Origin of the sequence: Lentzea sp. CA-135723 (assembly GCF_050936595.1) — a bacterium.
Lineage (GTDB): Bacteria > Actinomycetota > Actinomycetes > Mycobacteriales > Pseudonocardiaceae > Lentzea.
This window is the reverse complement of the sequence record NZ_JBNJMK010000001.1, coordinates 7326599-7352520: the sequence shown is the minus strand read 5'-3', so window position 1 is coordinate 7352520 and position 25922 is coordinate 7326599. Positions and strand designations below refer to the sequence as shown.

The 25922-nt window shown below is 69.7% G+C and carries 27 protein-coding genes; 5 read left to right on the top strand and 22 right to left on the bottom strand.

Annotated features, from left to right (window positions below; all coding sequences use genetic code 11):
- Positions 1-114 precede the first annotated feature (114 nt).
- Together ACQEU1_RS34500 and ACQEU1_RS34495 are read right to left on the bottom strand one after the other, a co-directional pair.
- Complete coding sequence (locus tag ACQEU1_RS34500; RefSeq protein ID WP_382441049.1) at positions 115-1053, bottom strand: FliA/WhiG family RNA polymerase sigma factor; 939 nt, start codon at positions 1051-1053, stop codon at positions 115-117.
- Positions 1054-1084: 31 nt separating this feature from the next.
- Positions 1085-2062, bottom strand: coding sequence for a tyrosine recombinase XerC (locus ACQEU1_RS34495; RefSeq protein WP_433210662.1), 978 nt, complete (start codon positions 2060-2062; stop codon positions 1085-1087).
- Positions 2063-2219: 157 nt separating this feature from the next.
- Between ACQEU1_RS34495 and ACQEU1_RS34490 the strand changes: the two genes are divergently transcribed.
- Entirely contained in the window at positions 2220-2810 is a 591-nt protein-coding gene (locus ACQEU1_RS34490; RefSeq protein WP_433210660.1) for a hypothetical protein, read from the top strand.
- Positions 2811-3349: 539 nt separating this feature from the next.
- Here the strand turns inward: ACQEU1_RS34490 and dprA are convergent.
- From dprA to ACQEU1_RS34415, 15 genes are all read right to left on the bottom strand, one after another.
- Positions 3350-4582 carry a DNA-processing protein DprA gene (gene dprA / locus ACQEU1_RS34485; protein ID WP_433210658.1) on the bottom strand — a complete coding sequence of 411 codons (1233 nt, stop codon included), beginning with the start codon at positions 4580-4582 and terminating at the stop codon, positions 3350-3352.
- Between the two features lie 228 nt (positions 4583-4810).
- Positions 4811-6331: a YifB family Mg chelatase-like AAA ATPase gene (locus ACQEU1_RS34480; protein WP_433210656.1), complete on the bottom strand. Its 1521-nt coding sequence runs from the start codon at positions 6329-6331 to the stop codon at positions 4811-4813.
- 1 nt (position 6332) lies between these two features.
- Entirely contained in the window at positions 6333-6698 is a 366-nt protein-coding gene (locus tag ACQEU1_RS34475) for a YraN family protein (protein WP_433210654.1), read from the bottom strand.
- 833 nt (positions 6699-7531) lie between these two features.
- Entirely contained in the window at positions 7532-7855 is a 324-nt protein-coding gene (locus ACQEU1_RS34470; protein WP_030479657.1) for a DUF2469 domain-containing protein, read from the bottom strand.
- Positions 7855-8646: a ribonuclease HII gene (locus tag ACQEU1_RS34465; RefSeq protein ID WP_433210652.1), complete on the bottom strand. Its 792-nt coding sequence runs from the start codon at positions 8644-8646 to the stop codon at positions 7855-7857. The genes ACQEU1_RS34470 and ACQEU1_RS34465 overlap by 1 nt, the downstream gene beginning before the upstream one ends.
- Positions 8643-9509 carry a signal peptidase I gene (lepB, locus tag ACQEU1_RS34460; RefSeq protein ID WP_433210650.1) on the bottom strand — a complete coding sequence of 289 codons (867 nt, stop codon included), beginning with the start codon at positions 9507-9509 and terminating at the stop codon, positions 8643-8645. Before lepB (ACQEU1_RS34460) ends, ACQEU1_RS34465 begins: the two co-directional genes overlap by 4 nt.
- A 4-nt stretch (positions 9510-9513) precedes the next feature.
- Entirely contained in the window at positions 9514-10254 is a 741-nt protein-coding gene (gene lepB / locus ACQEU1_RS34455; RefSeq protein ID WP_433210648.1) for a signal peptidase I, read from the bottom strand.
- Between the two features lie 3 nt (positions 10255-10257).
- Positions 10258-10617, bottom strand: coding sequence for a 50S ribosomal protein L19 (rplS, locus tag ACQEU1_RS34450; protein WP_382441058.1), 360 nt, complete (start codon positions 10615-10617; stop codon positions 10258-10260).
- A gap of 152 nt (positions 10618-10769) precedes the next feature.
- Entirely contained in the window at positions 10770-11516 is a 747-nt protein-coding gene (gene trmD / locus ACQEU1_RS34445; protein WP_433210646.1) for a tRNA (guanosine(37)-N1)-methyltransferase TrmD, read from the bottom strand.
- Complete coding sequence (gene rimM, locus ACQEU1_RS34440; protein WP_285645879.1) at positions 11506-12021, bottom strand: ribosome maturation factor RimM; 516 nt, start codon at positions 12019-12021, stop codon at positions 11506-11508. Before rimM ends, trmD begins: the two co-directional genes overlap by 11 nt.
- A gap of 19 nt (positions 12022-12040) precedes the next feature.
- Positions 12041-12280: an RNA-binding protein gene (locus tag ACQEU1_RS34435; protein WP_030468017.1), complete on the bottom strand. Its 240-nt coding sequence runs from the start codon at positions 12278-12280 to the stop codon at positions 12041-12043.
- Positions 12277-12720 carry a 30S ribosomal protein S16 gene (rpsP, locus tag ACQEU1_RS34430; RefSeq protein WP_433210643.1) on the bottom strand — a complete coding sequence of 148 codons (444 nt, stop codon included), beginning with the start codon at positions 12718-12720 and terminating at the stop codon, positions 12277-12279. Before rpsP ends, ACQEU1_RS34435 begins: the two co-directional genes overlap by 4 nt.
- Positions 12721-12845: 125 nt before the next feature.
- Entirely contained in the window at positions 12846-13577 is a 732-nt protein-coding gene (locus ACQEU1_RS34425; RefSeq protein ID WP_433210641.1) for a LamB/YcsF family protein, read from the bottom strand.
- On the bottom strand, positions 13577-14353 hold the full coding sequence (locus ACQEU1_RS34420) for a lysostaphin resistance A-like protein (RefSeq protein ID WP_433210639.1): 777 nt from the start codon (positions 14351-14353) through the stop codon (positions 13577-13579). Before ACQEU1_RS34420 ends, ACQEU1_RS34425 begins: the two co-directional genes overlap by 1 nt.
- Before the next feature lie 222 nt (positions 14354-14575).
- Positions 14576-15457 carry an RNA polymerase sigma-70 factor gene (locus tag ACQEU1_RS34415; RefSeq protein WP_433210637.1) on the bottom strand — a complete coding sequence of 294 codons (882 nt, stop codon included), beginning with the start codon at positions 15455-15457 and terminating at the stop codon, positions 14576-14578.
- Positions 15458-15568: 111 nt separating this feature from the next.
- Between ACQEU1_RS34415 and ACQEU1_RS34410 the strand changes: the two genes are divergently transcribed.
- On the top strand, positions 15569-16045 hold the full coding sequence (locus ACQEU1_RS34410) for a carboxymuconolactone decarboxylase family protein (protein ID WP_433210635.1): 477 nt from the start codon (positions 15569-15571) through the stop codon (positions 16043-16045).
- 282 nt (positions 16046-16327) lie between these two features.
- Here the strand turns inward: ACQEU1_RS34410 and ACQEU1_RS34405 are convergent, their stop codons facing one another.
- The 3 genes from ACQEU1_RS34405 to ffh form a co-directional block, all read right to left on the bottom strand.
- A complete protein-coding gene (locus ACQEU1_RS34405; protein ID WP_433211446.1) occupies positions 16328-17449 on the bottom strand; it encodes an IS30 family transposase in 1122 nt (373 codons plus the stop codon).
- A 237-nt stretch (positions 17450-17686) separates the two neighbouring features.
- On the bottom strand, positions 17687-18742 hold the full coding sequence (locus tag ACQEU1_RS34400; protein WP_433211957.1) for an amidohydrolase family protein: 1056 nt from the start codon (positions 18740-18742) through the stop codon (positions 17687-17689).
- 2 nt (positions 18743-18744) lie between these two features.
- Positions 18745-20295, bottom strand: coding sequence for a signal recognition particle protein (ffh, locus tag ACQEU1_RS34395; RefSeq protein WP_433210633.1), 1551 nt, complete (start codon positions 20293-20295; stop codon positions 18745-18747).
- A gap of 71 nt (positions 20296-20366) precedes the next feature.
- Here ffh and ACQEU1_RS34390 point away from each other — a divergent pair, with 71 nt between their 5' ends.
- Positions 20367-24005: a hypothetical protein gene (locus ACQEU1_RS34390; RefSeq protein ID WP_433210631.1), complete on the top strand. Its 3639-nt coding sequence runs from the start codon at positions 20367-20369 to the stop codon at positions 24003-24005.
- Here the strand turns inward: ACQEU1_RS34390 and ACQEU1_RS34385 are convergent.
- Positions 23998-24612 (bottom strand): HAD family hydrolase, encoded by a 615-nt coding sequence (locus tag ACQEU1_RS34385; RefSeq protein WP_433210629.1) that lies wholly within the window; start codon positions 24610-24612, stop codon positions 23998-24000. The genes ACQEU1_RS34390 and ACQEU1_RS34385 overlap by 8 nt on opposite strands.
- Entirely contained in the window at positions 24609-25169 is a 561-nt protein-coding gene (locus tag ACQEU1_RS34380; protein ID WP_433210627.1) for an AAA family ATPase, read from the bottom strand. The genes ACQEU1_RS34385 and ACQEU1_RS34380 overlap by 4 nt, the downstream gene beginning before the upstream one ends.
- A gap of 204 nt (positions 25170-25373) precedes the next feature.
- On the opposite strand from ACQEU1_RS34380, the gene ACQEU1_RS34375 reads away from it, so the two are divergent.
- Positions 25374-25508 (top strand): hypothetical protein, encoded by a 135-nt coding sequence (locus tag ACQEU1_RS34375; RefSeq protein WP_433210625.1) that lies wholly within the window; start codon positions 25374-25376, stop codon positions 25506-25508.
- Positions 25505-25669 (top strand): hypothetical protein, encoded by a 165-nt coding sequence (locus ACQEU1_RS34370; protein WP_433210623.1) that lies wholly within the window; start codon positions 25505-25507, stop codon positions 25667-25669. The genes ACQEU1_RS34375 and ACQEU1_RS34370 overlap by 4 nt, the downstream gene beginning before the upstream one ends.
- The last annotated feature ends 253 nt before the right edge of the window (positions 25670-25922 follow it).

Genomic DNA, 25922 nt, shown 5'->3' with positions numbered 1-25922 from the left:
GGGGTGGCGAAGGGCGGAAAGGGGTTTCACGCCCGATTTGGGAGACTTGCCCGGCGTCCTGGTGCGGGCGTGCGGCAGCCCGGCTGGTGCCAGGCTGCTGGGGTGAGGCTGCGGTCAGGCCTCGGACTGTTCGTTGAGCTTGGTGCGCAGGCGCAGGACCGCTCGGGTGTGGAGCTGGCAGACCCGCGACTCGGTCACGCCCAGGACCTTGCCGATCTCGGCGAGGGTCAGGTTCTCGAAGTAGTAGAGGGTGACAACTACTCGGTCGCGTTCCGCGAGCTGGGCGATCGCGTCGGCCAGCTGGCGGCGGCTGTCCTGGTCGACGAGGCTCGCGACCGGGTCTTCCGCGGCGTCGTCCGGCAGCGACTCGGCCAGGGAGGAGCCGCCCTTGTTCGGGGCGATGAGCTCGTCGAGGGCCACGACGCTGGTCAGCTGGAGCTGACCGTAGAGCTCGCGGAGCTCGGCCAGGCCGATCTTGAGCTCTGCGGCGAGCTCGCGGTCGGTGGGGGTGCGCTGCAGTTTCGCGCCCAGGCGTTCCAGGGCTCGTTCGACGTCGCGGGCCCGGCTGCGGACCGAGCGCGGCACCCAGTCCTGGGAGCGGAGGTCGTCGAGGATCGCGCCGCGGATGCGCTGCATGGCGTAGGTCTCGAACTTGAGACCGCGTTCCGGCTCGAACTTCTCGATGGCGTCGACCAGGCCGAAGATGCCGGACTGGATCAGGTCGGCCACGTCCACGTGGGCGGGCAGGCCGGTGCCGACGCGGCCGGCCACGTACTTGACCAGCGGCGCGTAGTGCAGGACCAGGCGATCGCGCTGGCTCTGGTCGCGGGACTCGCCATAGCTGCGCCACAGGGCGACGATGCCGGCTTCTACGTCGTCACCGGACCGGACGTCCGCGCGCGTCACAGCAGTCGGAACGGCAGCGGGCGTGCCGTTGACATGCGTGTTGGCACCGGGCTCGGGGGATGCCTCGGTGCGCGGCGCGCCGTTCTGACGGTGCCCGTTGCTCGCCTGCTTCGACACTGGTGCGGGCAGGACGGGTTCAGGGGGCACGGTCGCCGTACGCGATCCTCCCCCTGCGGCGTCAGGAACGGGGGTGGGTTCGGTCATGGATCGCCTTCAGCCGTTCGACAGTGACGTGTGTGTAAAGCTGAGTCGTTGCGAGCGTAGCGTGACCAAGCAGTTCTTGGACGGTGCGCAGGTCCGCTCCTCCTTCCAGCAAATGGGTCGCAGCGGAGTGGCGCAACCCGTGCGGCCCGATGTCCGGCGCGTCCGGTACCACGGCGACCACCTCGTGCACCAGAGTGCGAACGGCGCGCTGGTTCAGCCGGCCGCCGCGGGCACCGAGGAACAGCGCCGCCGGCGAATCCGGTGCTACCAGGGCGTTTCGCCCTTCGTCCACCCACCGCCGCAGCGCTCGCTCGGCCGGCACGCCGAACGGCGTGCTGCGCTCGCGTCCACCTTTGCCCAGAACTCGAATCACCCTTAGGGAGTAGTCCACGTCCTCGAGGTCAAGACCACAGAGTTCGGCCACGCGGATACCTGTGGCGTACAGCAACTCCACCACGGCCTGATCACGCAGCGCAACCGGATCACCTTGGGACGCGCCAGAGGATACGGCCCTCATGGCGTCCTTCGCCTGGTCCTCGCGCAACACCGAGGGCAAGGTCCGATGAGGACGCGGAGCAGCGAGCCGAGGACCGGGATCCGACGCCAAATGCCCTGCTCGGTGCGCCCACGCCGTGAATGCGCGCGCGGCTGCGGCACGGCGCGCGAGAGTCGTGCGGCTCGCACCCGCAGTGCGTAGCGCGGCAAGCCATGAGCGCAGATTCGTGAGGTCGATGCGCGTGACATCCGCTTGTTCCGGGATATTCCCGGCGACGTGTCCCAGCAATGCCACCGCGTCTCCGACATAGGCGCGCACCGTGTGCGGCGACAGATCACGCTCCAACATCAGATGGCGTTCGTATTGGCGCATCACGTCTTCCACGATCGCCGGCAGTTTTTCGCGCAGGCGAACGAGATCGACACGACGTGTCCGACCATGCGGCGGCGGGGACATAGGCCAAGACGCTGCGCCAGTCGGGGCGTTTGGTCAAGTATCGCCACACCCTCGCGCCATTTGGGAGCGCTCTCATGATCGGGAACACGATAACGTTTCAACTCCCTGTGACGAGCAGGGGTTTGGCGGCACGCACAGATCACCTTTCGGAGTAGCGATGGCAGCCAGCACCACCGTCCGAACAGCCGACGACCTCGCGCGCCGCGTCGTGCGCGAGATCGCCCCCGAGGAGCTGCCGTCGTTCGACGTCGTCGCCGCTCCCTACCTGGAGAACCCCAGGCAGGCTGAACGCCGCCTGCGCCAGGCCTACGACGACCCCATCGGCTTCGGTCTGGGAGACGTCGTCGCCATGGCGACGCCGGTGATCGCCCTGGTGTCCGGCAGCGTCATCACCGCCGTCTCCGACAGCATCGGCACGGCCGTCCGCGACGGCGCGGCCGGCGCCGCCCGCAAGGTCTGGCGCAAGCTCCGCGGCAAGCCGGACGAACCGCTGGCACTACCGCCGACACCGCTCACCACCGCCCAGCTGGCCGAAGTGCGCCAGATCGCACTGGACCGCGCCCTCGCACTCGGCGTGAAGCAGCCGAAGGCCGACGCGCTGGCGGACGCCGTCATCGCCGCCCTGGTGCTGCGCGACGCCACGCAGGACGACGCCAACCGGGACGACGCCACGCGAGCCGGCACGGCCCAGGACGACCCCGACGCCGACGGCGAGCCCAGACGCAAAGCTGGCGGCACGCCCAGGTGACGGACGCGAAGCCGCAGGTCAGCCCAGGGCCTTGCCGTCCGAGATGATCCTCCTGCTTCTCCTCCTCACGGGAACGGTGCCGCACCAAGCCGCTCGCCCGGTCCCGACTCCACGAGACGGGACCGGCCGTCGCGGCGCTGGTGAACAGGTCAGCCCGCTGCTCTACGTGAACGTGCGGCTCGGCGAGCACCTGGGCGCCCGCGCCTATGTCATCGGCCGCGGTCAAGGAGCACGAGACGGACCAGACCCGCTCCGTCATCCGCTCCTGGAGAACCGCAACCGCTTGCGTGCCCTGGGCACCTCCTGGCATCGCGTCGATCCCGAAGCCACTCGCATGCCGGACTTCCTGAACTACGCCGTTCCCGCCGCCTGTGTGGTGGGCGGGTGGCTGTTCGCGGTCTTGTGGACCTGGTCGGCCCGGCTGCGCGGCGACTACCTCGGGTGCCTCTACCGAGGAGGCGAAGGGCCTGCCGATTCGCGTGTCCTCGACACCGCGGTCCGGCGTGCGCTGATCTGCTTCATCCACAGTGGACTCTCGTTCACCCCAGTTCCAGTTTCTGCCAGCCTTCGTCCAGCCGGAGCGCCAGGCCGGCGAACTCCAGCTCGGGCAACAGCGCCCGGACCCGTTCCAGCGGCACACCCGACTCGACGGAGACGACCTCGGCACTGAGCCCATGGCGTTTGCCCATGGCCTCGTAGACGCGCATCGCCTCTCCTTGCGGCGCACCGAGGTCGCTGTCCTTCTCGGCGGGCTGGGTGGCGAGGTCGTCGCCGAAGCGCCCGACCGACTCCACGATCTCGGCGACCGAGCCGACCGGCACGGCCCGGCCGTCCCGCAACAACTCGTGGCAGCCAACAGAACTCGCCGACGTGACGGGTCCGGGCACCACCATCAGCGGGCGGCCCAGCGCCAGCGTGATCGCGGCGGTGTTCTTGGCTCCGCTGCGCCGTCCGGCCTCCACGACGACGGTGCCGCCGCCGAGAGCGGCGATGAGCCGGTTTCGGGTGAGGAACCGGTGCCGCGCTGGCATGACGCCGGGCGGGTACTCGCTGACGATCAGGCCTTCAAGCGCGATCTTGGCCAGCAGACCCTGGTGCCCGCCGGGGTAGGCGGTGTCGGCGCCGCACGCCAGCACCGCGATCGTCAGGCCGCCGGCGTTGAGCGCGCCGCGGTGCGCGGCGCCGTCGATCCCGTACGCGGCACCGGAAACGACCGTCGTGCCCGTCAGCGCCAGGCCGTAGGCGAACTCGCCGGCGACGTGGTCGCCGTAGGTGCTGGAGGCGCGCGAGCCGACCACCGCGACGGCCTTGTCCACGACGTCGGCGAGGAAGTGCGGGCCGCGCACCCACAGCGCCAGGGGCTCACCGCCGCAACGCAGGGCCGCGATGTTCTCCAGGGCCAGCAGCGGCCAGCGGGGCCATTCCTCGTCTTCCGGGATCACCAGGCGCCCGCCCAGCTTGTCGATGGCGGCCAGGTCGGCTTGCGCACGTTCCTCTGCTCGCCTCGCCGAGGTCTGGCTGGCGACGGAGGGCGAAATTTCGCCGGAGCGGACGCGGCCGGCTGCCTCGACCGGACCGACTTCGGCTACCAGTGCGGCCAGCGCTCCCGGGTAGGGCTCGGCCACTCGGGAGAGGTAGGCCCTGGCCAGCCGAACTTTGTCGGGGGCTCGAGTGGCGGGGGCCGTGTCGGCGGGTGCGGGGTCGCGGAGGGCAGGGGCCGTGAACGGGACCAGCGCGGTCGAGGGCGGCCCTGTGGTGGGCGGGGTGGTCATCGGAACCACCGCCACGGCAGCCAGCGTTGCCAGGGGTCGGGGTTCCAGGGCTGTGGAGGACTGGCGCCTGAGGTGCGCTTTCGGACCGTGCAGTGGAGGAGGGTGGCGGCAGGAAGGGCGGCGGTCATGGTGGCTCCTTGGTGGGGAGCGGGTCGCCCGCCGGGGAGGGGCGGGCGACCCGCTCTGGGGCCGGCCCGCGGAGTGGGAGTGGGGTCCGCGGCCGGCTGCTTAGAGGGCTCTTCGTTCTCTGAACTGGAGGGCCGCCGCCACGTGGTCGTGGGTCGGGCTGTCGGCTTCCGCCAGGTCGGCGAGGGTCCAGGCGACGCGCAGGCAGCGGTCGGCTCCTCTGCCGGTCAGAGCGCCGATGGCGAGGGCCCTGTCGAGCAGGGCTGTGGTCGGTCTCGGCAGGGCGAACTCCTTGCGCAGGGCCGGGCCCGGGACCAGGGCGTTGGAGGGCCAGTTGTGGCCGTGCGCGGACCAGCGGGCGGCTGCGCGTTGTCTTGCCTTGAGGACTCGGGCTCTCACGACAGCCGTTGGTTCTGGTGGGCTGGCTTCTGCGTTGGCCATGGCCGTGGTGGCTCGCATGCGGACGCGCAGGTCCACGCGGTCGAGCAGCGGGCCGCTCAGTTTTGCCTGGTAGCGGCGTCGGGCCGTGGGGGTGCAGATGCAGTCGATCTCTTTGGGCGGGGCACAGGGGCAGGGGTTGGTGGCGAGGATGAGTTGGAAGCGGGCCGGGTAGCGGGCTATGCCGTCCCTTCGCGGGATGCGGACCTCGCCCTCTTCGAGGGTGGTGCGGAGGGTGTCGATGGTCTTCTGGCCGAACTCGCAGGCCTCGTCGAGGAAGAGGACTCCCTTGTGGGCTCTCGAGGCAGCACCCGGCTTGGCCATGCCGCTGCCGCCGCCGATGAGGGCGGCTATCGACGTCGTGTGGTGGACGTTCACGAACGGCGGGGTGGCCACGAGTGGTGTGTCCGCGGAGAGGACGCCTGCTACCGAGTGGACGGCCGTCACGGCCAGGGAGTCCTGGCGGGTCAGGGGTGGGAGGAGGCCTGGCAAGCGTTCGGCGAGCATCGTTTTGCCGGTGCCCGGCGGGCCGGTCAGGAGTAGGTGGTGGGCGCCGGCCGCGGCTACTTCCAGGGCCCACCTGGCTTCCGGCTGGCCCACCACGTCGGCCAGGTCCGGGGCTTCGGGGGCCGGGTGGTCCGCGAGCGGCGGGGCGGGGTGGAGGTGTTCGGTGTCGCCCCTCAGCCAGGCGAGGGCTTCGGCGAGGGTCTGGGCACCGTGCAGGGTCATGCCGTCCACCAGGGCTGCTTCCGGGAGGGCGTCCACCGGGACTATCGCCGTGGTGAGGCCTGCCCTGCGCGCGGCCAGGAGGGACGGGAGGACGCCTCTGACCGGGCGGACCCGGCCGTCCAGCGCCAGTTCGCCGAGCAGGACGGTCGTGGGAAGGCGGTCGGCGGGGACGGTGCCCGCCGCGGCGAGGGTGGCCGCGGCGATGGCCAGGTCGTAGCTGCTGCCGCCCTTCGGGAGGTTGGCCGGGGACAGGCCCAGGACGATGCGTTGCTTGGGCCACTCCTCGTCGCTGTTGCGGACAGCGGCTTTGACGCGCTCCTTGGACTCGTGCAACGCGGCGTCCGGGAGGCCGAGGAGGTGGGTCCTGGGTTGGCCCGCGCCCACGTCGGCTTCGATCTCGACCGCGATGCCGTCGACGCCGTAGAGGGCCACCGACCACACCTGTGCGAGGCCCATCTCAGGCTCCCCGCAGGTGTTGCAGGATGGGTTCGCCGGTGGCGGGCCAGGTGATGGAGATCAGGTCCACGCGGACTTCGCACCAGCCGACGTGGTGGGAGGCGAGCCAGCGGAGGGCGGTGCGGCGCAGGCGGGAGAGCTTGCGCTGGTCCACGGCCTCGTCGGGGCGGCCCCAGCGCGGGGTGGTTCTGGTCTTGACCTCGCAGACGACCAGGCGGCCGTCTTCCACGGCCACCACGTCGAGCTCGCCGTCGCGGCAGGTCCAGTTGCGGGACAGGACCACCAGGCCCTGACCTTCGAGGTACCTGCACGCCAGGTCCTCGCCCTGTCTGCCCTTCTCCTGCTGCCTGGTCTCGGCCAGTGCCACTGTGCTCGCCTCCCTGCGTGTCGTTGGAGACGACGGTGCCGGGTCGGGAGGGGTGCGCGGTGGGGGTGAGCGGAATCTGTGGACAACTCGGGGGCTGTGGACAAGTCGGGCGTTGTGGATGTTGGGGCGGCGGAATTGTCGGTGGGGTGTGCTAGGGCGCGTCGGTGCGGGGTGCGGGGTGCGGGGTGCGGGGTGCGGGGTGCGGGGTGCGGGGTGCGGGGTGCGGGAGGCGGGAGGCGGGAGGCGGGAGGCGGGAGGCGGGAGGCGGGGTGCGGGGTGCGGGAGGCGGGAGGCGGGAGGCGGGAGGCGGGAGGCGGGGTGCGGGAGGCAGGGGCGGTGCACGCAGGCGGCGGGGGCGCGGGGCACACGATGCGAGGCGCGAGAAGAGGGACGCCGCCTGCGAAAGGCGGGGGTGGGGGCGGGCGCGGAAGCCGAGGTGGGAGGGGCGGGCGGGTGGCGAGAGATCTGGTGCGGGAGGCGCGAATATGGTGCCGGGCGCCGGGATGGGGGTGTCGCGGCGAGACCGGGCCTGGCAGCGCGGGACGGAATGTCCGGGGGTGGCTGAGCGGCGTCGCCGGGCCGCGTGGCCTGGCGGAGAGGCCGGGCGCTGGGATGTGGGCGTCGCGGCGAGACCGGGCCTGGCAGCGCGGGGCGCGGCGCGGGACGGAATGGTCGGGCGGGTGAGCGGCGTCGCCTGGCCGCGTGGCCTGGGGGGGAGGCCGGGCGGCGGTGTGGTCAGGTGGTTGGCCGGGGTTTCGGAGGCGGACATGGCGCCGCCCTCGCTTCCCCGTAGCGGCGTACGGGGGGCGAGGGCGGCGGGGTGGGCTTGTCTGTCAGCTGGGGAACGGGCCGCTTTCCGGTAGGCGGAGGTCCGGCTTGTCCAGCTCTTCCACGTTCACGTCCTTGAACGTGATGACACGAACGTTCTTGACGAACCTCGCGGGGCGGTACATGTCCCACACCCACGCGTCCGACATGCGCACCTCGAAGTACACCTCGCCGTCGGCGTTGCGCACCTGCACGTCCACCGAGTTGGCCAGGTAGAAACGCCGTTCGGTCTCCACGACGAACGAGAACTGGCTGACTATGTCGCGGTACTCCTTGTACAGCGACAGCTCCATCTCGGTCTCGTACTTCTCGAGATCCTCTGCACTCATTACGCCTCCGCGCGGGTCATCTGCTCCGCGCCCTCCCTCGTCGCGAGCTCCCCGGCGTCAGCCGGGGCTGCATCATTCTGGACCACGGCGGTCGCGGTCGTGCCGCGCGCCACCCTGTGCGGCGCGGCGAGACCGTGCTTGACAGCCGCTGCTGCCACATTTACATACGACCAGCGATGCTCTGCACACGGGCCGTGCTCCATCAACGCTGCCGTGTGCTCTGGTGTGCAGTAGCCCTTGTGCACGTTGAAGCCGTACTGCGGGTGCCGCGCGTGCAGGTCGGCCATGATCCGGTCGCGCGTGACCTTGGCCAGCACTGATGCCGCCGCCACGCAGGCTGCCGCCTGGTCGCCTTTGAGCACCGCCACGTTCGGTGCGGGCATGCCGGGCACCTTGAAGCCGTCCGTCAGGACGTAGCCGGGGTGCGTCGACATCTGGGCGACGGCCCGGCGCATGCCCTCGATGTTCATGACGTGGATGCCCAGCCAGTCGATGTCCGCGGGCGAAACCACCACTATCGAGTGATCCAGGGCACGCTTCAGGACCAGGTCGTACATGCGGTCGCGGGCCGCCGCGGTCATGAGCTTCGAGTCGTTGAGGCCCTCGAAGCGGGCGGCATCACCCGGTCGGAGGACGCACGCGGCGATCACCAGCGGGCCCGCGCACGGGCCTCGGCCCGCCTCGTCCACGCCGGCGACCGGACCGAGGCCCCGGCGCTCCAGCGTGCTCTGCAGCGCCCAGTTGCCCGACGAGCCCCGCACGACCGCGCGGGGCGGCATCAGCATGGTCATCGGCGGAATCGGTCTCGCACTCGACGCCCGAGCAGCAGAAGCGGCCACGCACCGACGATACCGAGGCCCAGCGGGGCGCTCTCCTGCCAGCCCGGCGCGCCCATCGAGACGGCCTGCGGGTTGTGGTCCGAGACGCCGCCCCACCTCGACGGCGGCAGCACGATCACGCGCGCCTTGCCGATCACGTCGTCCACCGGCACCAGGCCGTTCAGGCCGCCCTGGCCCTGGCAGCGCGAGTCGCACGAGTGGTTGCGGTTGTCGCCGAGCACGAACAACATCCCGTCCGGGATCTTGAGCTCCTCGAACGACTCCTGCTCGGCCGGCGTGCCCTCGTCGTAGTGCTTGTACGGCTCGTCCAGCGGCTTGCCGTCCACCGTCACGCGGTTCTGCTCGTCGCAGCACTTCACGGTCTGCCCGCCGACGGCGATCACGCGCTTGACGAAGTCCTCCTCGTTCGCCGACGGCAGCCCCACCAGCGACCCGAGCCACGACAACGCCTGCGAGACCGGGTTGGTCGGCTCGTCGGAGATGAAGTCGTTCTGCCACGACGGCGGCCCGCGGAACACGATCACGTCGCCCGGCGCCGGATCGGTGAAGCGGAACGTCACCTTGTCGACGAGCACCCGGTCGCCGTAGCAGTCGGTGCACCCGTGCAGCGTCGTCTCCATCGACTCCGACGGGATCATGTAGACGCGGCCGAGGAAGACCTGGATGACGATCGCGAGGCCGAACGCGACCAGGATGAGGACGGGCAGTTCCTTCCAGAAGTTGCCCTTTTTCTTCTGCTTCTTCGCTGGCTTGTCCGAAGCGTCCGAACCGGGCTCGTCGGCTGGCGGGTTCTGCTCTGGAGCGTCGTCGACCACGAGATCAGCCTAGGGGCTGGGGGTTGTGATCCGACACAACACTCCACCGATCTTTCGGGAAAACGATGTACCGGGCTTTCCCGATGACGTTTTCGACCGGAACCGTGCCCGCTACGCCCCCACCGCCCTGTTTGCGCGAGTCGGTGGAGTTCATCCGGTTGTCCCCCATGACGAACAATCGTCCCTCCGGCACGCGCACCGGATCGAACGGCTCGTGGTCCGCGGGCGAACTTCCGGCCTGCCAATGCACATAGGGTTCGTCGAGCGGTTTGCCGTCCACAACAACACGGTGCTGCTCGTCGCAGCACATCACCGTCTGGCCGGGCAACGCGATGACGCGCTTCACGAAGTCGCGCTCGTTCGCGGGCGCGATGCCCAGCAACGAACCGATCTCGCGCACGAAACCCGCGACGGGATTGCTCGACGGCGGGGTGCGGAAGTCCGTGGTCGTCCACGCCTCGGGGCCGCGGAACACGACCACCTCACCGGGCGCGATGTCGCCGAACCGGTAGACGACCTTGTCGACCAGCACGCGGTCGTTCTCGCAGCCGGTGCACCCGTGCAGCGTGTTCTCCATCGACGCCGAGGGGATCACGTAGACCCGCGCCACGAACGCCTGGATGAGCACCGTCAGCACGACGGCCGTCACGACGACGTAGAGAACTTCTCTCCAAACAGGAGTACGCCCCCGCTCCGGTTCGTCCGGTGCGGAGGCGTCCTCCAGGTCCTCTGGGCTCGATGCCACCGATCAGGAGACCGGCTTGGCCTCGCGCTTCTCCTTGATCTTGGCGGCCTTGCCGCGCAGGTCGCGCAGGTAGTACAGCTTGGCGCGACGCACGTCACCGCGGATGGCGACCTCGATCTCGGCGATGTTCGGGGAGTGCACCGGGAAGGTGCGCTCGACGCCGACGCCGAACGAGACCTTGCGGACGGTGAAGGTCTCGCGGATGCCGCCACCCTGGCGACGGATCACGACGCCCTGGAACACCTGGACGCGCTCGCGCGAGCCCTCGATGACGCGGACGTGAACCTTCAGCGTGTCACCCGCGCGGAACGTCGGGATGTCAGTGCGCAACGACTGGGCGTCGAGTGCGTCCAGGATGTTCATCGGTGGTCCTCACGTGTCTTGAACTACCCAGAGCATGTTCCATGGCTGTGCACGACATGATGGGGGTTCGGCTTGTGTGCGCACGCCGATGTCACACCGGCTGCGGCAACTGGTCCAGTGTGCCAGACCAGGCCTTCCGGAACGAAATCGGGCTACTCCCCGCCCTCGCGCAGGCGCGTGAGCAGGGCGCGGTCGTGCTTGTCGAAAACATCCGCGGGCAACGATTCCAGCAGGTCAGGACGCCGTTCGAAGGTCCTGACGAGGGACTGGTCACGTCGCCAGCGGTCGATCTTCTTGTGGTTGCCGGACCGCAGCACGTCCGGCACCTCCAGGTCGCGCCACACCAACGGCCGCGTGTAGCTCGGCCCTTCGAGCAGCCCGTCCTGGAACGAGTCCTCGGCGTGCGACTTCGGGTTACCGAGCACGCCGGGCAGCAGCCGTGCGACCGCTTCCACGATCGCGAGCACCGCCACCTCACCGCCCACGAGCACGTAGTCGCCGATGGACACCTCATCAACGCGCACGCGCCGACGAGCGTCATCCACCACACGCTGGTCAATGCCTTCGTAGCGACCACACGCGAAGACGAGGTGCGACTCACCCGCGTACTCGTGCGCCAAAGCCTGCGTGAACGGACGTCCGGCCGGCGTCGGCACGATGAGACGCGTCTCGTTCGTACACACGTCATCCAGGGCAGGACCCCAGATGTCAGCCTTCATGACCATGCCCGGCCCACCGCCGTACGGGCTGTCGTCGACAGCCTTGTGCACGTCCTCGGTCCAGTCGCGCAGGTCGTGCACGCCGACGCTGATCAGCCCGCGGTCGATCGCCTTCCCGAGCAACGCCGCGCGCAACGGCGCGAGGTACTCCGGAAAGATCGTGACGACGTCAATCTGCATCGAGCAGACCCTCTGGCGGGTCGATCACGACACGGCCGCCGCGCACGTCCACGGTGGGCACGATCTCGCGCACGAACGGGATCAGCGCCTCGCCCTTGTCCCGGATGACCACGAGCAGCTCGCCGCCGGGGCCGTGCAGGATCTCCTTGACCGTGCCGATCCTCGTGCCGTCGACGAGTTCGGCCGCGAGCCCTTCGAGCTCGTGGTCGTAGAACTCGTCGGGGTCGCCGGTCGGCGGCAGGTCGTCGGTGCTGCCCAGCAGCAACGTGCCGCGCAACGCCTCGGCGACGTCGCGCGTGACGACTTCCTCGAAACGCACGAGCAGCCGCCCGGCATGAGGCCGGGCGGCTGACACGGTGAGGCTTCGGGACGTGCCGTCACGCAGCTTGGCTTGCATCGTCTTCCCGACCGCGAAACGCAGTTCGGGAGAGTCAGTGCGCACGTCAACGGCGAGTTCGCCGGTGATTCCGTGCGCCTTGGCCACACGGCCGACAACTACGTCCATTTGCCCTTGAAGTTCGTTCTCAGCGGTCGGTGTCGACGACGTCGACCCGCACGCCACGACCGCCGATGCCGGCCATCACGGTGCGCAGGGCCGTCGCGGTGCGACCGCCACGACCGATCACCTTGCCGAGGTCGTCCGGGTGGACGTGGACCTCGAGGGTGCGGCCGCGGCGGGTCGTGACGAGGTTCACCCGGACGTCGTCCGGGTGGTCGACGATGCCGCGAACGAGGTGTTCGAGGGCGTCAGCCAACAAACTCACGCCTCGTCCTTGGGCGCCTCGGCGTCAGCCTTGGGCGCGTCGTCGGCCTTCTTGGCCTTCTTCGCCTTCGGCGTGGTGGCCTCGGTCATCGGCTCCTCGTTCGCGGCGGCGAGCGCGGCGGCGAACAGGTCGGCCTTGGAGGTCTTGGGCTCCTTGACCTTCAGCGTGCCCTCGGCGCCCGGCAGGCCCTTGAACTTCTGCCAGTCACCGGTGATCTCCAGCAGGCGCTGGACGGACTCGGTCGGCTGCGCGCCGACACCCAGCCAGTACTGCGCGCGCTCGGAGTCGACCGCGATGAACGACGGCTCTTCCTTGGGGTGGTACTTGCCGATCGTCTCGATGGCCTTGCCGTCGCGACGGGTGCGCGCGTCGGCGACCACGATGCGGTAGTACGGCTGGCGGATCTTGCCGAGACGCTGAAGCTTGATCTTGACGGCCATTGGCCTGGTACTCCTCGAGAGCTCTGTGTTGATGGTTCGCACGGCCGTGGCCCGGGCAGAGGGGCCGACCACGACGGACAGCGGGCAATTGTGCCAGATGGGGGCCGGTGGTTCCGAATCGGGTCTTATGCGAACGGCGTGACGGCCCCGAGTGCTTCTCGCACAGCGCGCGCGTGCGCGACGGCTCCTGGCGTGTCGCCGTGCACGCACAACGACTCGGCTTGCATCTTCAGCACCGTGCCGTCGACCGCGACGATCTCGCCGTCGAGCAGCCTAGTGGCCCGTTCGACGACGGCAGCCGTGTCTGTGAGCAACGCTCCCGGTTCGCTGCGCGGCACCAACGTGCCCTCGGGCGTGTAGCCGCGGTCCGCGAACGCCTCTTGGACGCCCCTCAACCCGGCCTGGGCCGCCTTCTCCAGCAGCTGCGAGCCGGGCAGACCGAGGATCGGCAGGTCCTTGAACGCCCGTACGCCGTTCACGACCGCTTCGGCCTGTTTCGCGTGATGCACCGTGGCGTTGTAAAGCGCGCCGTGCGGCTTCACGTACACGACCTCGGTGCCTGCTGCTCGTGCGCAGGCATCGAGCGCACCGATCTGATAGAGCACCTCGTCGGCCAGCTCCACGGGGTCCGCATCGATGAACCGACGGCCAAAGCCGGCGAGGTCGCGATAAGAGACCTGCGCGCCGATGCGGACACCGTTGCGTGCGGCCTCCTCACACACACGACGCATCGTGGACGGATCACCGGCGTGGAACCCGCACGCGACGTTCGCGCTGCTGATGACGCCCAGCAACGCGGCGTCGTCGCCGAGCTTCCAGATGCCGAAGCCCTCGCCGAGGTCGCTGTTCAGGTCCATCAGATGACACCGACCGAGAGCAGGAGCAGGGACAGGCCGGGCAGGAAGTTGTTCAGCACGTGCGCCACGATGCTCGCCCCGAGGCTGCGGGTGATCAGCCGGGCCACACCGATCGGGATCGCGATGACCAGCAACAACCACGTGCGCTGCGGTTCGAGGTGGCTGACCGCGAAGATCACCGTGGTGAGCACGAACGCGGCCCACCGGCTCCAGCCCTGCCGCTCGACGGCGCCCCAGAGCAGGCCGCGGAAGATGATCTCCTCGCAGATCGGCCCGATGAAGCTCATGTAGACGAACATCGTGATGGCCGCCGCCAGCGGCAGGTTCGCCTGGTTGAAGAGCTCGCCGATGGCGCTCGTGGCGTTGTCCTTGCCGACGATCGTCCCCCACAGCCACGCGGCGAAGTAGGTGAAGACCAGGCCGATGACGCCGATCTTGAGGCCGAACACGACGTCCGCCTTGGTCAGGCTCAGCCGCAGGTCGATCACGGGCCCGTTGCCGCGCACGTACGTGATCACGATCGCGAGCCCGGCCGCGAGCATGATCGGCACCAGCGAGCCGACCAGCACCAGCGTCGGCGACGACTCGAGCGTCGCTCCGAAACTCGCGCCCACGGCCGTGATGAACACGGCGCTCAGGATGAAGACGGCCTCGACCAGCAGGAAAGCGCCGAACCCCCAGCGCTGGCCCACCCGCTCGGGCTCCGGGTTGCGGCTGATGTCCCGCAACGTCTCGATGAAGCCGTTGCTCGGCTTCACGGATTCCGGCTCACTCACACTCTGCAATTTAGTCACGCCACATCCACCGGCGGAGGAACAGCAGGCACTGGCACTCTCATGATCAGCCCACCTCGCGTTCGACGCCGCCGCCCGGAATTCCGAGGTTACTGTGCGGCACAGGCGGATTCCGGACCAACCACCTGGTCAAAAGATGGTCAGATCGGGTTCCCGCCGGATGTCCTAGTTCCTGGTGGTTGGATCGGCGTACAGACGCTGCTACTAAACCCCTCGGCGCAACGAGGTCTCCTCCGCCATGTGCGTGAGCTTGGCCGGGTTGCGCACCGCGTACAGGCCGCTGATCAGGCCGTCCTCCATCCGGACGGCGATCACCGTGTCGAGCTCGCCGCCGAACCGCACGACGAGCGCCGGGTAGCCGTTGACCTGGGCGGGTTCCATCGACCAACCGGTGAACCTGAGTAGGCCGCCGACCAGCATCCTGGCCACCTTGGACGAGCCGACGACCGGTCGTGGCACGGCCTGCTTCACGCCACCGCCGTCGCCGAGGAACACGACGTCGGGCGCCAGCAGGTCCAGCAACGCCTGCAGATCACCCGTTTCGGTGGCGCGCTGGAACGCGGCCAGCGCCGCGCGGGACTGCTCCTGCGTGACGACCTCGCGCGGACGGCGGGCGGCCACGTGCGACCGCGCCCGGTGCGCGATCTGGCGGACGGCGGCGGCGTTCTTGTCGACCGCGGACGCGATCTCGTCGTACTCGAGCCCGAACACCTCGCGCAGCACGAACACCGCGCGCTCGGTCGGCGTGAGCGTTTCCAGGACCAGCATCATCGCCATCGACACGCTGTCCGCGAGCTCGACGTCCTCGGCGACGTCCGGCGTGGTCAGCAACGGCTCCGGCAGCCACGAGCCGACGTACGACTCCTTGCGCCGGCCGAGCGTGCGCAACCTGCCCAGGGCTTGCCGGGTCACGATCCGCACGAGGTACGCGCGGTGGTTCTCCACGTCCGCGTGCTCGACGCCGGACCAGCGCAGCCACGTCTCCTGCAGCACGTCCTCGGCGTCGGCGGCCGAGCCGAGCATCTCGTAGGCGATCGTGAAGAGCAGGTTGCGATGGCTGACGAAGGCGTCCGTGGCGACATCCATGGCCACAAGACACCAGCTGCGGCGCGTATGTGACAGTGGCGCGGATCACAGTCACAGAGTTCCGGGGTCCGGCATCTCGTGGTCGAAACGCCACTGAGGGAGGAATCCGAAATGGAACCGCGCATCAACATCTTCGGCACCCAGACCGGCGCCAAGCTCGCGAAGAGGTTCGCCGGGCTGAGCGGCGTCCTGCAGGAGTCGACGCTGCCGAAGAGCGTGATCGAACTGGTCAGCCTGCGGGCGAGCCAGATCAACGGCTGCGGCCTCTGCCTGGACATGCACGTGAAGGAGGCCATCGCGAACGGCGAGGACCCGCTGCGCCTGCACCTCGTCGCCGGGTGGCGCGAGACCACCGTTTTCACCGACGCCGAACGGGCCGCGCTCGCTCTCGCCGAGGAGGGCACGTTGCTCACGCCGCAGGGGACGAGCGACGAGACCTGGGAGGCGGTGCGGAAGCACTTCGACGACGAGGAGACGGTCGCGCTGGTGTGCCTGATCGGGCTGATCAACGCCGCGAACCGGATGAACGTGATCACGCGGCAGAAGGGCGGGTCGTACGAGGTGGGGGCGTTGGCCCAGCACGGCTGAGCTCGGCGGAGGTGCGGGGCCGGCTGGGGTGCGGGACCCGGCTTAGGTGCGGGACCCGGCTTAGGTGCGGGACCCGGCTTAGGTGCGGGGCCGGCGGAGGTGCGGGACCCGGCTTAGGTGCGGGGCCGGCGGAGGTGCGGGACCCGGCTTAGGTGCGGGGCCGGCGGAGGTGCGGGGCCGGCTGAAGTGCGGGGTCGCGGAGAGCTCGGGCGGCGGGGTCGCGAAGAGTTCGAGGGCGCGCAGGCTGGCGCAGGGGTCCCCTTGGATTTCGGCTCGGTGGGTTCAACCGGTCGTCGCAACGGTTGATGTTGGTGGGAAGAGTAGTTGGTGGAGTGCTTCGGCTGGGGTGTGCCAGCCGAGGGTTTGTCGTGGTCGGCCGTTGAGTTCGGCGGCGATGGCGGCGAGGTGTTCTGGGGTGTGAGCGGTAAGGTCTGTGCCTTTGGGGAAGTACTGGCGGAGTAGGCCGTTGGTGTTTTCGTTGCTGCCGCGTTGCCAGGGCGAGTGCGGGTCGCAGAAGTAGATGTCCAGGTCAGTGGCCAGGGTGATCTCGGCATGGCGGTTCATCTCCGAGCCCTGGTCCCATGCCAGCGAGCGCCATAGGTGTTTCGGAAGGGCGCCGATGGTGGTGATCATCGCGTCGCGGACGCTGACGGCGTCGTAGCGGGGCAGGTGCAGCAGCAGGCAGTAGCGGGTGGCGCGTTCGACCAGGGTGCCAATCGCGGATTTGTTGTTCTTACCGATGATCAGGTCGCCTTCCCAATGTCCGGGCACGGCGCGGTCGTCGGCTTCGGCGGGGCGTTCGCTGAGCATGATCATGCCGGGGATCTGGCCTCGGCCGGTCTTGCGTTCGGCGCGGTGCGGGCGACGCAACGTCCGCCCGGTCCGCAGACATGTGGCGAGTTCGCGGCGCAACGCGCCCCGGCCCTGCACATACAGCGATTGGTAGATCGTTTCGTGCGACACCCACATCTCCGGATCGTCGGGGAAGTCGATCCTCAGCCTGGCACTGATCTGGCGGGGTGAGTGCCGTCGGGTCAGCCGCCGCTGGACCTCCTCGCGCAGTCGGGAGTTGACCGCGAGCAGGGCCGGTTTCGGGCGCCGGGCCCGCTGGTCGGCCTTGGCCTGAGCTGCTCCGGCGAGATAACGCCGAGGCCGAGCGGTCCGTGAATTGCGGGCGATCTCCCGGCTGACCGTCGACACCGGCCGGCCCAGCCTGCGGCCGATCTCCCGCATCGACAGGCCCGCAGCCCGGCCCAGCGCGATCTCCTCCCGCTCCGCGAACGACAAATACCGCCCTGACACGGGTCTCGTTCCGTTGCCGCACACCCCGCCAGCCTTGACGAACCACTCCTGGCCCGTCGGCCACGACACACCCGCAGCCCGCGCAGCCGCGGTCACACCCAGACCACCCGCGACACCGGCCCAGAACCGGACCCGCACATCCCGAGACACCTTCGGAACACCCACACAACCCTCCAACCAGGAGCGTTGCAACGACCCACTGACCCCAAGCTCCCCCGCGACCCAACGTACTCGGGAGGTCTGACACTCCTGAGGTCTCGACCGAGCCGGGGTGTCAGGCGAGCAGAGGCGGTGACGACTGCGGTCGTCACCGCAACGCGGCCACTCCGGAGCGACCCGTCAGTGGATCCGGCCTCGGAGCATGACCATGCGCGGCGAGCGGAGGACCTCGAGGTTCTCGCGCGGATCCGAGTCGTACACGACGATGTCCGCCGCCGCCCCCTCGGTCAGGGACGGGAACCCGAGCCACTCCCTGGCGTTCCACGAGGCGGCACCGATGGCGTCGACCGCGCTCATCCCCACCCCGTGCAGCGCGACGATCTCGTCGACGATGCGCCCGTGCCGGATGCCGCCGCCGGCGTCGGTGCCGGCGTAGACCGGGATGCCGGCCTCGACGGCCGACGCCACCGTGCGTGACACACGGGCGTGCAGGGCACGCATGTGGTCGGCGTACTTGGGGTACTTGCCGGCCTTCTCGGCTATGCCGGGGAACGTCTCGATGTTGATCAGCGTGGGGACCAGGGCGGTGCCTCGGGCGGCCATCAGGGCGATGGTGTCGTCGGTGAGGCCGGTGCCGTGTTCGATGCAGTCGATGCCCGCGTTGATCAGGCCGGGCAGTGCGTCCTCGCCGAACACGTGGGCCGTCACCTTGGCGCCGGCGGCGTGGGCGGCCTTGATGGCCTGGGACAGTTCCTCGTCCGTCCACAGTGGAGCCAGGTCGCCCTCGCCGCGGTCGATCCAGTCGCCGACGAGCTTCACCCAGCCGTCGCCTTGGGCGGCCTGTTCGGTCACGGCGGTGACGAGGTCCGTTTCGACCTCGACGCTGATGCCCGGGATGTAGCGCTTCGGCCTGGCGATGTGCTTGCCCGCGCGGATGATCCGCGGGAGGTCGAGGCGCTCCTGCAACGGCGTGGTGTCGATCGGTGAGCCGCAGTCGCGGATCAGCAGCGTGCCCGCGGCGCGGTCCTCCAGCGCCTGTTCCACGGCTTCCGGCAGCTCTACGCCGCCCTGCGGGCCGAGGCCAACGTGGCAGTGCGCGTCCACCAGGCCCGGTACGAGGTAGCCGCCGTCGACGACGGTCTGGGCGTTCGGGACCGGCTGGGTGCGGACCCGGCCGTTGACGACCCACAGGTCTCGCGGCTCGCCGTCCGGGAGGACGACGCCGCGCAGGTGCATGGTCACTTCTTCTTGTCGTCCCCGTCGAACTTGAACTTCGACGGGTCGAAGCCGGGCGGGAGCTCGTTCATGCCGCCGCCGAGACCGGGGATGTTGGGCATTCCGCCGGGAGGCATGCCGGGCATGCCGCCGGGGAACATGCCGGGCGGGAAGCCGCCCTTCATCTTCGGGGGCGTCGGGCCGCGGCCGCCCTTGCCCTTCTTCCCCTTCTTGCCCTTGCGGGTCTTGCTGCCGCCACCGCCGCCGAAGCCCATCCGGCCTGCCATCGACGCCATCATCTTGCGGGCCTCGAAGAAGCGGGTGACCAGGTCGTTGACGTCGCTGACCTTGACGCCCGAGCCGTTCGCGATGCGCAGGCGGCGGGAGCCGTTGATGATCTTGGGGTCGTCGCGCTCGGCCGGGGTCATGCCGCGGATGATCGCCTGGATGCGGTCGAGGTGCTTCTCGTCCAGCATGCCGAGCTGGTCCTTCATCTGACCGGCGCCGGGCAGCATGCCGAGCAGGTTCGCGATCGGGCCCATCTTGCGGATCGCGAGCATCTGCTCGAGGAAGTCCTCCAGCGTGAGCTGGCCGGTGTGCAGCTTCGCGGCGGCCTTCTCGGCCTGCTCCTGGTCGAAGTGCTGCTCGGCCTGCTCGATCAGCGTGAGGACGTCGCCCATGCCGAGGATGCGCGAGGCCATCCGGTCGGGGTGGAAGACGTCGAAGTCCTCGAGCTTCTCGCCGTTGGACGCGAAGAGGATCGGCTGGCCGGTGACCTCGCGGACCGACAGCGCGGCACCACCGCGGGCGTCGCCGTCGAGCTTGGTCAGCACGACGCCGGTGAAGCCGACGCCGTCGCGGAACGCCGTGGCGGTGTTGATCGCGTCCTGACCGACCATGGCGTCGACCACGAACAGGACCTCGTCCGGGTTGACCGCGGCCCGGATGTCGATGGCCTGCTTCATCATCTCTTCGTCCACACCGAGCCGGCCGGCCGTGTCGACGAGGACGATGTCGTGCTGCTTGGCCTTGGCCTCCTCGAGACCGCGGCGCGAGACCTCGACCGGGTTGCCCACGCCGTTGCCGGGCTCGGGGGCGAACACGGGCACGCCCGCGCGCTCACCGACGACCTGGAGCTGCGTCACGGCGTTCGGGCGCTGCAGGTCGGCCGCGACGAGCAGCGGCGTGTGGCCCTGGCCCTTCAGCCAGCGCGCCAGCTTGCCGGCGAGCGTCGTCTTACCGGCACCCTGCAGACCCGCGAGCATGATCACGGACGGCGGGTTCTTGGCGAGGTTCAGCCGCCGCGTCTCGCCGCCGAGGACGTTGACGAGCTCCTCGTTGACGATCTTCACGACCTGCTGCGCCGGGTTCAGCGCCTGGTGGACCTCGGCGCCCTTGGCCCGTTCCTTCACCTTCGCGATGAAGTTGCGGACGACGGGCAGCGCGACGTCGGCCTCGAGCAGGGCGACCCTGATCTCGCGGGCGGTCGCGTCGATGTCGGCGTCGCTGAGCCGGCCCTTGCCGCGAAGGCCCTGGAGAACCGTGGTCAGCCGGTCGGAAAGCGTGGAGAACACGCCCTCCACACTAGCCGTTCACGTCGTCCGGCCCGGTGTGCCTCCCCAGCTCGTGATGCAGGATGCAGCTCATGGGGCGAATCTTCCTCAGCTACCACGGGTACGACGAGGGCGGCGAGATCGCGCTGTACCTGCGCGACGCCCTGCTGGCCGCGGGTTTCGAGGACGTGCACGCCTACACCGCGCCCGGTTCCGGACTCGACGTCTCACTGCCCTGGAAGGACAGCCTGCGAAGAGAGCTGCTGGGCGCGGACGCCCTGATCGTCGTGACGTCGCCCGGCTCGTTCTCCGAGTGGTGCATCTGGGAGGCGTCCGTGTTCCGCGAGCGCAAGCCGCATTCGCCGTGCGTCGAGTTCTTCAGTGCGCGGTCGCAGAATCGTGCGGTCCTCAACGACCTGCAGGCCCAACGCGTCGATGCCACCTCTCCCGACTCATTGGCCGCGGCGCGCGACACGGCGTTGAAGGTCCTCGAACACGCGGGCGTCACCAAGGCAGCACCTCTCTCGTCCCCGTTCCCCGGTCTGAAGGCGTTCGACGAACATCAGGCATCCCTCTTCTTCGGGCGTGACGACGATGTCCAACGCCTCGCGGAGCCGTTGCTCGGCCGCCGCACGCACGGCGCGATGGCGGTCATCGGACCGTCCGGTGCCGGCAAGTCGTCGCTGGTCCGGGCCGGTCTGATCCCACTTCTGCGGCGGGAGGGCTGGACGATCATCGGTCCGGTCACGCCGTCGCAGGGCGTGTTGCCCGAGATCACCGGGCCGGGCCGCAGAGTCGTCGTGCTCGACCAGGCCGAGGAGCTCTTAATGGGCGAGTCTGCGGATTTGGTGCGCAGACTCGTGGCAGCAAGCCGTGGCGAGGCATGGGTCGTGTACACGGTTCGCGCGGATTTCCTCGATGAACTCATGCGCCGTGAGGACTTCGCACCTCTCTTACGCGACGATTTCTTGGTCACGCCGTTGACGAAGGCCGAAATCCCGATGGTCGTCAACGGCCCGTTGCGTTCCTTCGGCTGGAACGTCGACGACTCCGCGTTGGGTTTGATTCAAGAGGACGCGAGCCGCGAGTCGTTGCCCTTGCTGGCATTCGCGCTGGAGAACCTGTGGCGGCACGTGAACCCCGATGGCAAACGCACGCCGCGACCCATCACACGCGCCGAGTACATGGCATCGGGCCGTGTGATGGACGTGCTGCGAAGGCAAGCCGACGAGGCGTTCGCGATGGCCCGCGACCTCGTGCGCGACGAGGACGGTTCGTGGCCGCCGCTCGTCGAGGCCGAACGCCGGGTGCTGCGGACGTTGCGCAGGCTGGTCGCGGTCGACGAGTCGGGCAAGTTCACCCGCCGCGCGCTCGCGATGGACGAGCTGCCCGCGGAGGACCGCAGACTGCTCGACCCGTTCATCACCAACCGCGTGCTGACGGCGACGCGGCAGACCATCGAGGTCGCGCACGAGAGCCTGTTCCTGCACTGGCCCCAGCTCCAGGAAGAGCTGGAACGCGACCACGTCGGCCTGCGCGCACGGCGTGAGGTCGAGGACATAGCCGCGGACTGGGTCAAGCACCCCGACCAGGTCATCGCGCCGTCCCGGCTCTCGTCGTTGCTGAACGTGCTGGCACCAAACGACAACCGCTGGCCCGAACTCGAAGAAACGTTGGCAGGACTGCACTTCTCGGGCAACGCGATGCAGCTGCTGCGGCAGTCGTTGCAGCAGCGGATGAACGACGAGGTGCACCGCTCCGACCGGCTCAACCCGGACGAGGTGCTGCGCGCTCTCGCCGGAGACGACGACGCCGTGCGGTTGCTGCTGCACGCGCCGGACCTCACGGGCTGGCGCAGAAGCCTGTTGCGCGCCATCGCCGCCACGCACCTGCACCGCTCGTTCACGGGCCACTCCGAGGGCATCTGGGGCGTCGACTGGTCTCCGGACGACACCACGCTCGTCACGGGTTCAAAGGACGGCACGGTCCGCCTGTGGGACGCGGAGACAGGTGCCTGCCTGCACGTCTTCACGCACGACCAGGAGCCTCACGGCGACGGACCCGGCTGGGTGCGCTCGGTCGCCTGGTCCCCCAAAGGTGACGTCATCGCGTCTGTCGCCACCGATCTCACGCTGCGACTGTGGTCAGCGTGGACGCAGCAGGAGATCCGCGTGCTGCAGCTGAAGCACCTCCCTCGGTCCGTGCGCTTCGACACGGACGGGAGCCGTGTGCTGGTCGCGTGCGAGAACGGCGTCGCGTACCTGTGGGAGGTCGACGGCGGCCGCACCCCCGTCGACGAGATCGAGAACCTCGACAAGCTGGGCAAGCCGGTCCCCCTGTGGGACGCCGACATCGCGTCCAACAACCTCGTCGCGAGCGCGCGCGACGACGGCATGATCGACCTGCGCAAACCTGGCGGTCCGCGACGCACGACCGTGCAGGTGGCGTCGTCGGCGGTGCGGTCGGTGCGCTTCCACCCGTTGCGGCCTCGTGTGTTCGTGAGCGGCGGTCCGGACGCCAAGGCCGTCGTGAACCACGCACGGGGGCAACGCGATCTGACCGGGCACCTCGACCAGGTGCACCGGGTCGCGTGGTCGCCGGGCGGGTCGCGGATCGCCACCGCGTCCGCCGACGGCACCGTGCGGATCTGGGACGCCGACTCGGGTGCCGACCTGTTGTGCCTGCGCGGCCACCAGCGCGACGTGTGCGACGTGGCGTGGTCGCACGAGGGTGACCGGCTGGCCACGGTTTCCGACGACGGCACGCACCGCACGTGGAAGATCGGCTCCGAACCCGACGAGAACAACTCCATCGACGTCGAGCACCCGGTGCGCGCGCTCGCGTGGAGCCCGCGACACGACGAACTGACGGTCGGGCACCTGATAGTCGAGCCACGGCCGTTCGCGGGCTACGGCTACAACCCCGTCGGCGGCAAGTTCTACGACGGCTGGCCGGAGGCGGTGGCGTGGTCGGCGGACGGCGGCAGACTCGCGATCGGCTGCACCGACGGTTCGGTGTCGATCACCGACGGCCTCACCACCGAGGTCCGCAGGCTGACCGGCTCGACGGACGCGATCACGGACGTGCGCTGGTCGTCGGACGGCGGCGTCCTCGCCGTGGTCTCCCGCGACCGCGACTGGCTGCCGCGGCTCTACGACCGCGACGGCACCCCGCTGCCGTCCGCGACCTGGACCAGGCACTCCGGGGTGCTGCGCGCGGTGTCGTGGCACCGCAACCGGCGGGTCTTCGCGGTCGCCGGGGAGGACGACCTGATCACGGTGAACTCGCTGGACCGCACGCTGTGCGCGTTCGGCAAGGGCAAGCGCTTCACGTCCGCCGCGTGGCACCCGGACACGGACCTGCTCGCGGCCGGGTGCACGGACGGCACGGTGGTGCTGTTGCGCATGGACGGCTCGTTGACCGAGATAGGTGAGTTGCGCGGCCACACCAACGAGATCAACGCTTTGGCGTGGTCCCCGGACGGCCGCAGCCTGCTGACGGCGTCCAAGGACCGCACGGCCCGCGTGTGGGACCCGTACACCGGCGGCCAGCGCACTGCGTTGATCGGGCACGACGACTCGGTGACCGCCGCGCTGTGGTCGCCGTTCGGCGCGGCCGTGACGGGCTCGCTGGACGGGACCGTGCGGTACTGGAACGTCTCCGACGGCTTCCGCCACCCGCTCTCGGGCGGAGAGGACCCGCTCTGGGAGGCGCGGCTGCGGCTCAGCTGATGCCGTGCTTCGCGAGCGCTTCCAGCAGCACCGGTGTGCGGCGGCCGACCGGGGCCGTCGTGATCTGGGCGAAGTGGAGGCCGGCCTTCACGGCGGCGCCGTCGGCGACCGGATCGTCGCCGACGAACAAACACTCTTCCGGGTTAACGTCGAAACGCACGCAGGCGGCCTCGAAGGCGCGGGTGGAGGGCTTCGAGACGCCGATCTCGTAGGACAGCAGGAACGCGTCGACGTTCAGGTTCTCGCGCCGGAACAGGGTCCGGATGTCCCACGAGACGTTGCTCAGCACCCCGACCTTCAACGGCCTGGCGACGTCGAGCGCCTGGGCCGTGTCGGCGTACGGCAGCCAGAACGCCGGGTTGTGCAGCCGCTGGAAGACGTCGTCGGTCATCGTGAGCCCTGCCAGCCGGAACAGGGTCCAGTAGGCGGAGCGGTTGGCCAGCGCGGTGAGGTCGCGGGCGTCCCAGACAGCGCGTTCCGCCGCGTTCATCCGCGCCACGAACGGCGCCGGGGCGCGCAGCACCGAGAGGTGCCCCGCCGACAGCCACGGGTGGGTCGGGCGCCCGAAGAGGGTGCCCGCGAAGTCGAAGAGGACGGCCTTGATCACGACACCATGATGCGCAGACCACCCGAGGTTCCCGCACGGGTGAGGAGCGTCACGCCGCTGAAGCCGAACGGCACCCAGCCCGCCTCGAACTGCGCGCGCATCGACGTGCCGCGCCTGACGTGGCGCTCGAACGCGTGGGTGCGCACGACGCGCTTGCGGGCGATCTGGCCGTCGAGGGCCTGGGCGGCGGAGGCGTCGAGCCACAGGAAGTGCCGCGTGCGGCCGGAGAGCAGGCCCGCCAGCAGCAGCATGAACCGCGTGCCGGGGCGGGTGGACGGCTCGTGGACGACCAGCAGGCCCCGGCAGAACAGGGCGGCCCAGAAGACGCGCAGCCGGTGCGTGAGGTGCACGAACACGCGCCAGTACTTGTAGGGCAGCGGGATGCGCGGCTCGAGCCAGGTGCGCACCTGGTCGGAGTCGAGGACGGTGACCGGTTCGTCCGCGTCGAGCCGGCCGAGCAGCGTCGTCTTGCCCGCGCCGGGGATCCCGGCGAGGACGACGAGCGAGCGCTTCGGCACCCGGACGACTGCGGTCTGCGTGTTCAGCACGGCGGTCATGTCCTAGAAGACGTCTTGACCATCCTTCTCGTTCAGTTTGGTCCGATTTCGGCCGAAATGCACAGGGTTCTCTTGGATTGGCGGGGGCTGGCCGGAGTGGCGGGGAGGAGGAGGGCGGCGCGAGTGGTGGTGGCCGCGGGCGAGTGGTGGCGGGGGCGAGGGTGAGTGGTGGCGGCCGCGGGTGAGTGGTGATGGAACGGGCAAGTGGCGGCGGGCGAGTTGCGGCGGCCGAGGGTGAGCGGTGGCGGGGCGGGCAAGTGGCGGGTGGGCAACAGGCGCGTGACGGCGGGAGGGCAGCGTGAGTGGTTGTGGTGGCAGGCGGTGGTGGCGGGCGAGTGATCGCCACGCGAATGGCGGTGGTGGCCGAGCGGAGGCGGGCGGCGGCGGACAGGCGGGCGGGCGAGCGAGCGAATGGTGGTGGCCGGGCGAAGGTGGCGGCGAGTGGCGTGGCCGAGCGGCGGCAGCGAGTGGTGGTGGCGGCGCCGGGCGAGTGGTGGTGATGGTGGCCGAGTGGTGGTGGTCGGCTAGTGCCAGGAGATGTGGTGGTGGGTGTGGGGCCGACACGGCCGTGGTTGCGGCGTGCGCGGGTTGGTGCGACACGGCCTAAGCGCGCGCAACGCGCGTTGAGTCGACATAACCGTGCGGTGGCAACGCGCGTTGGGACGCCACGAATCGCACGGCGGCGGCGCGCACGTTGAGGCGAGACGGTCTGGCGGCCGGCACACGTGTTGAGGCGACGGCCTGGCCAGCGGC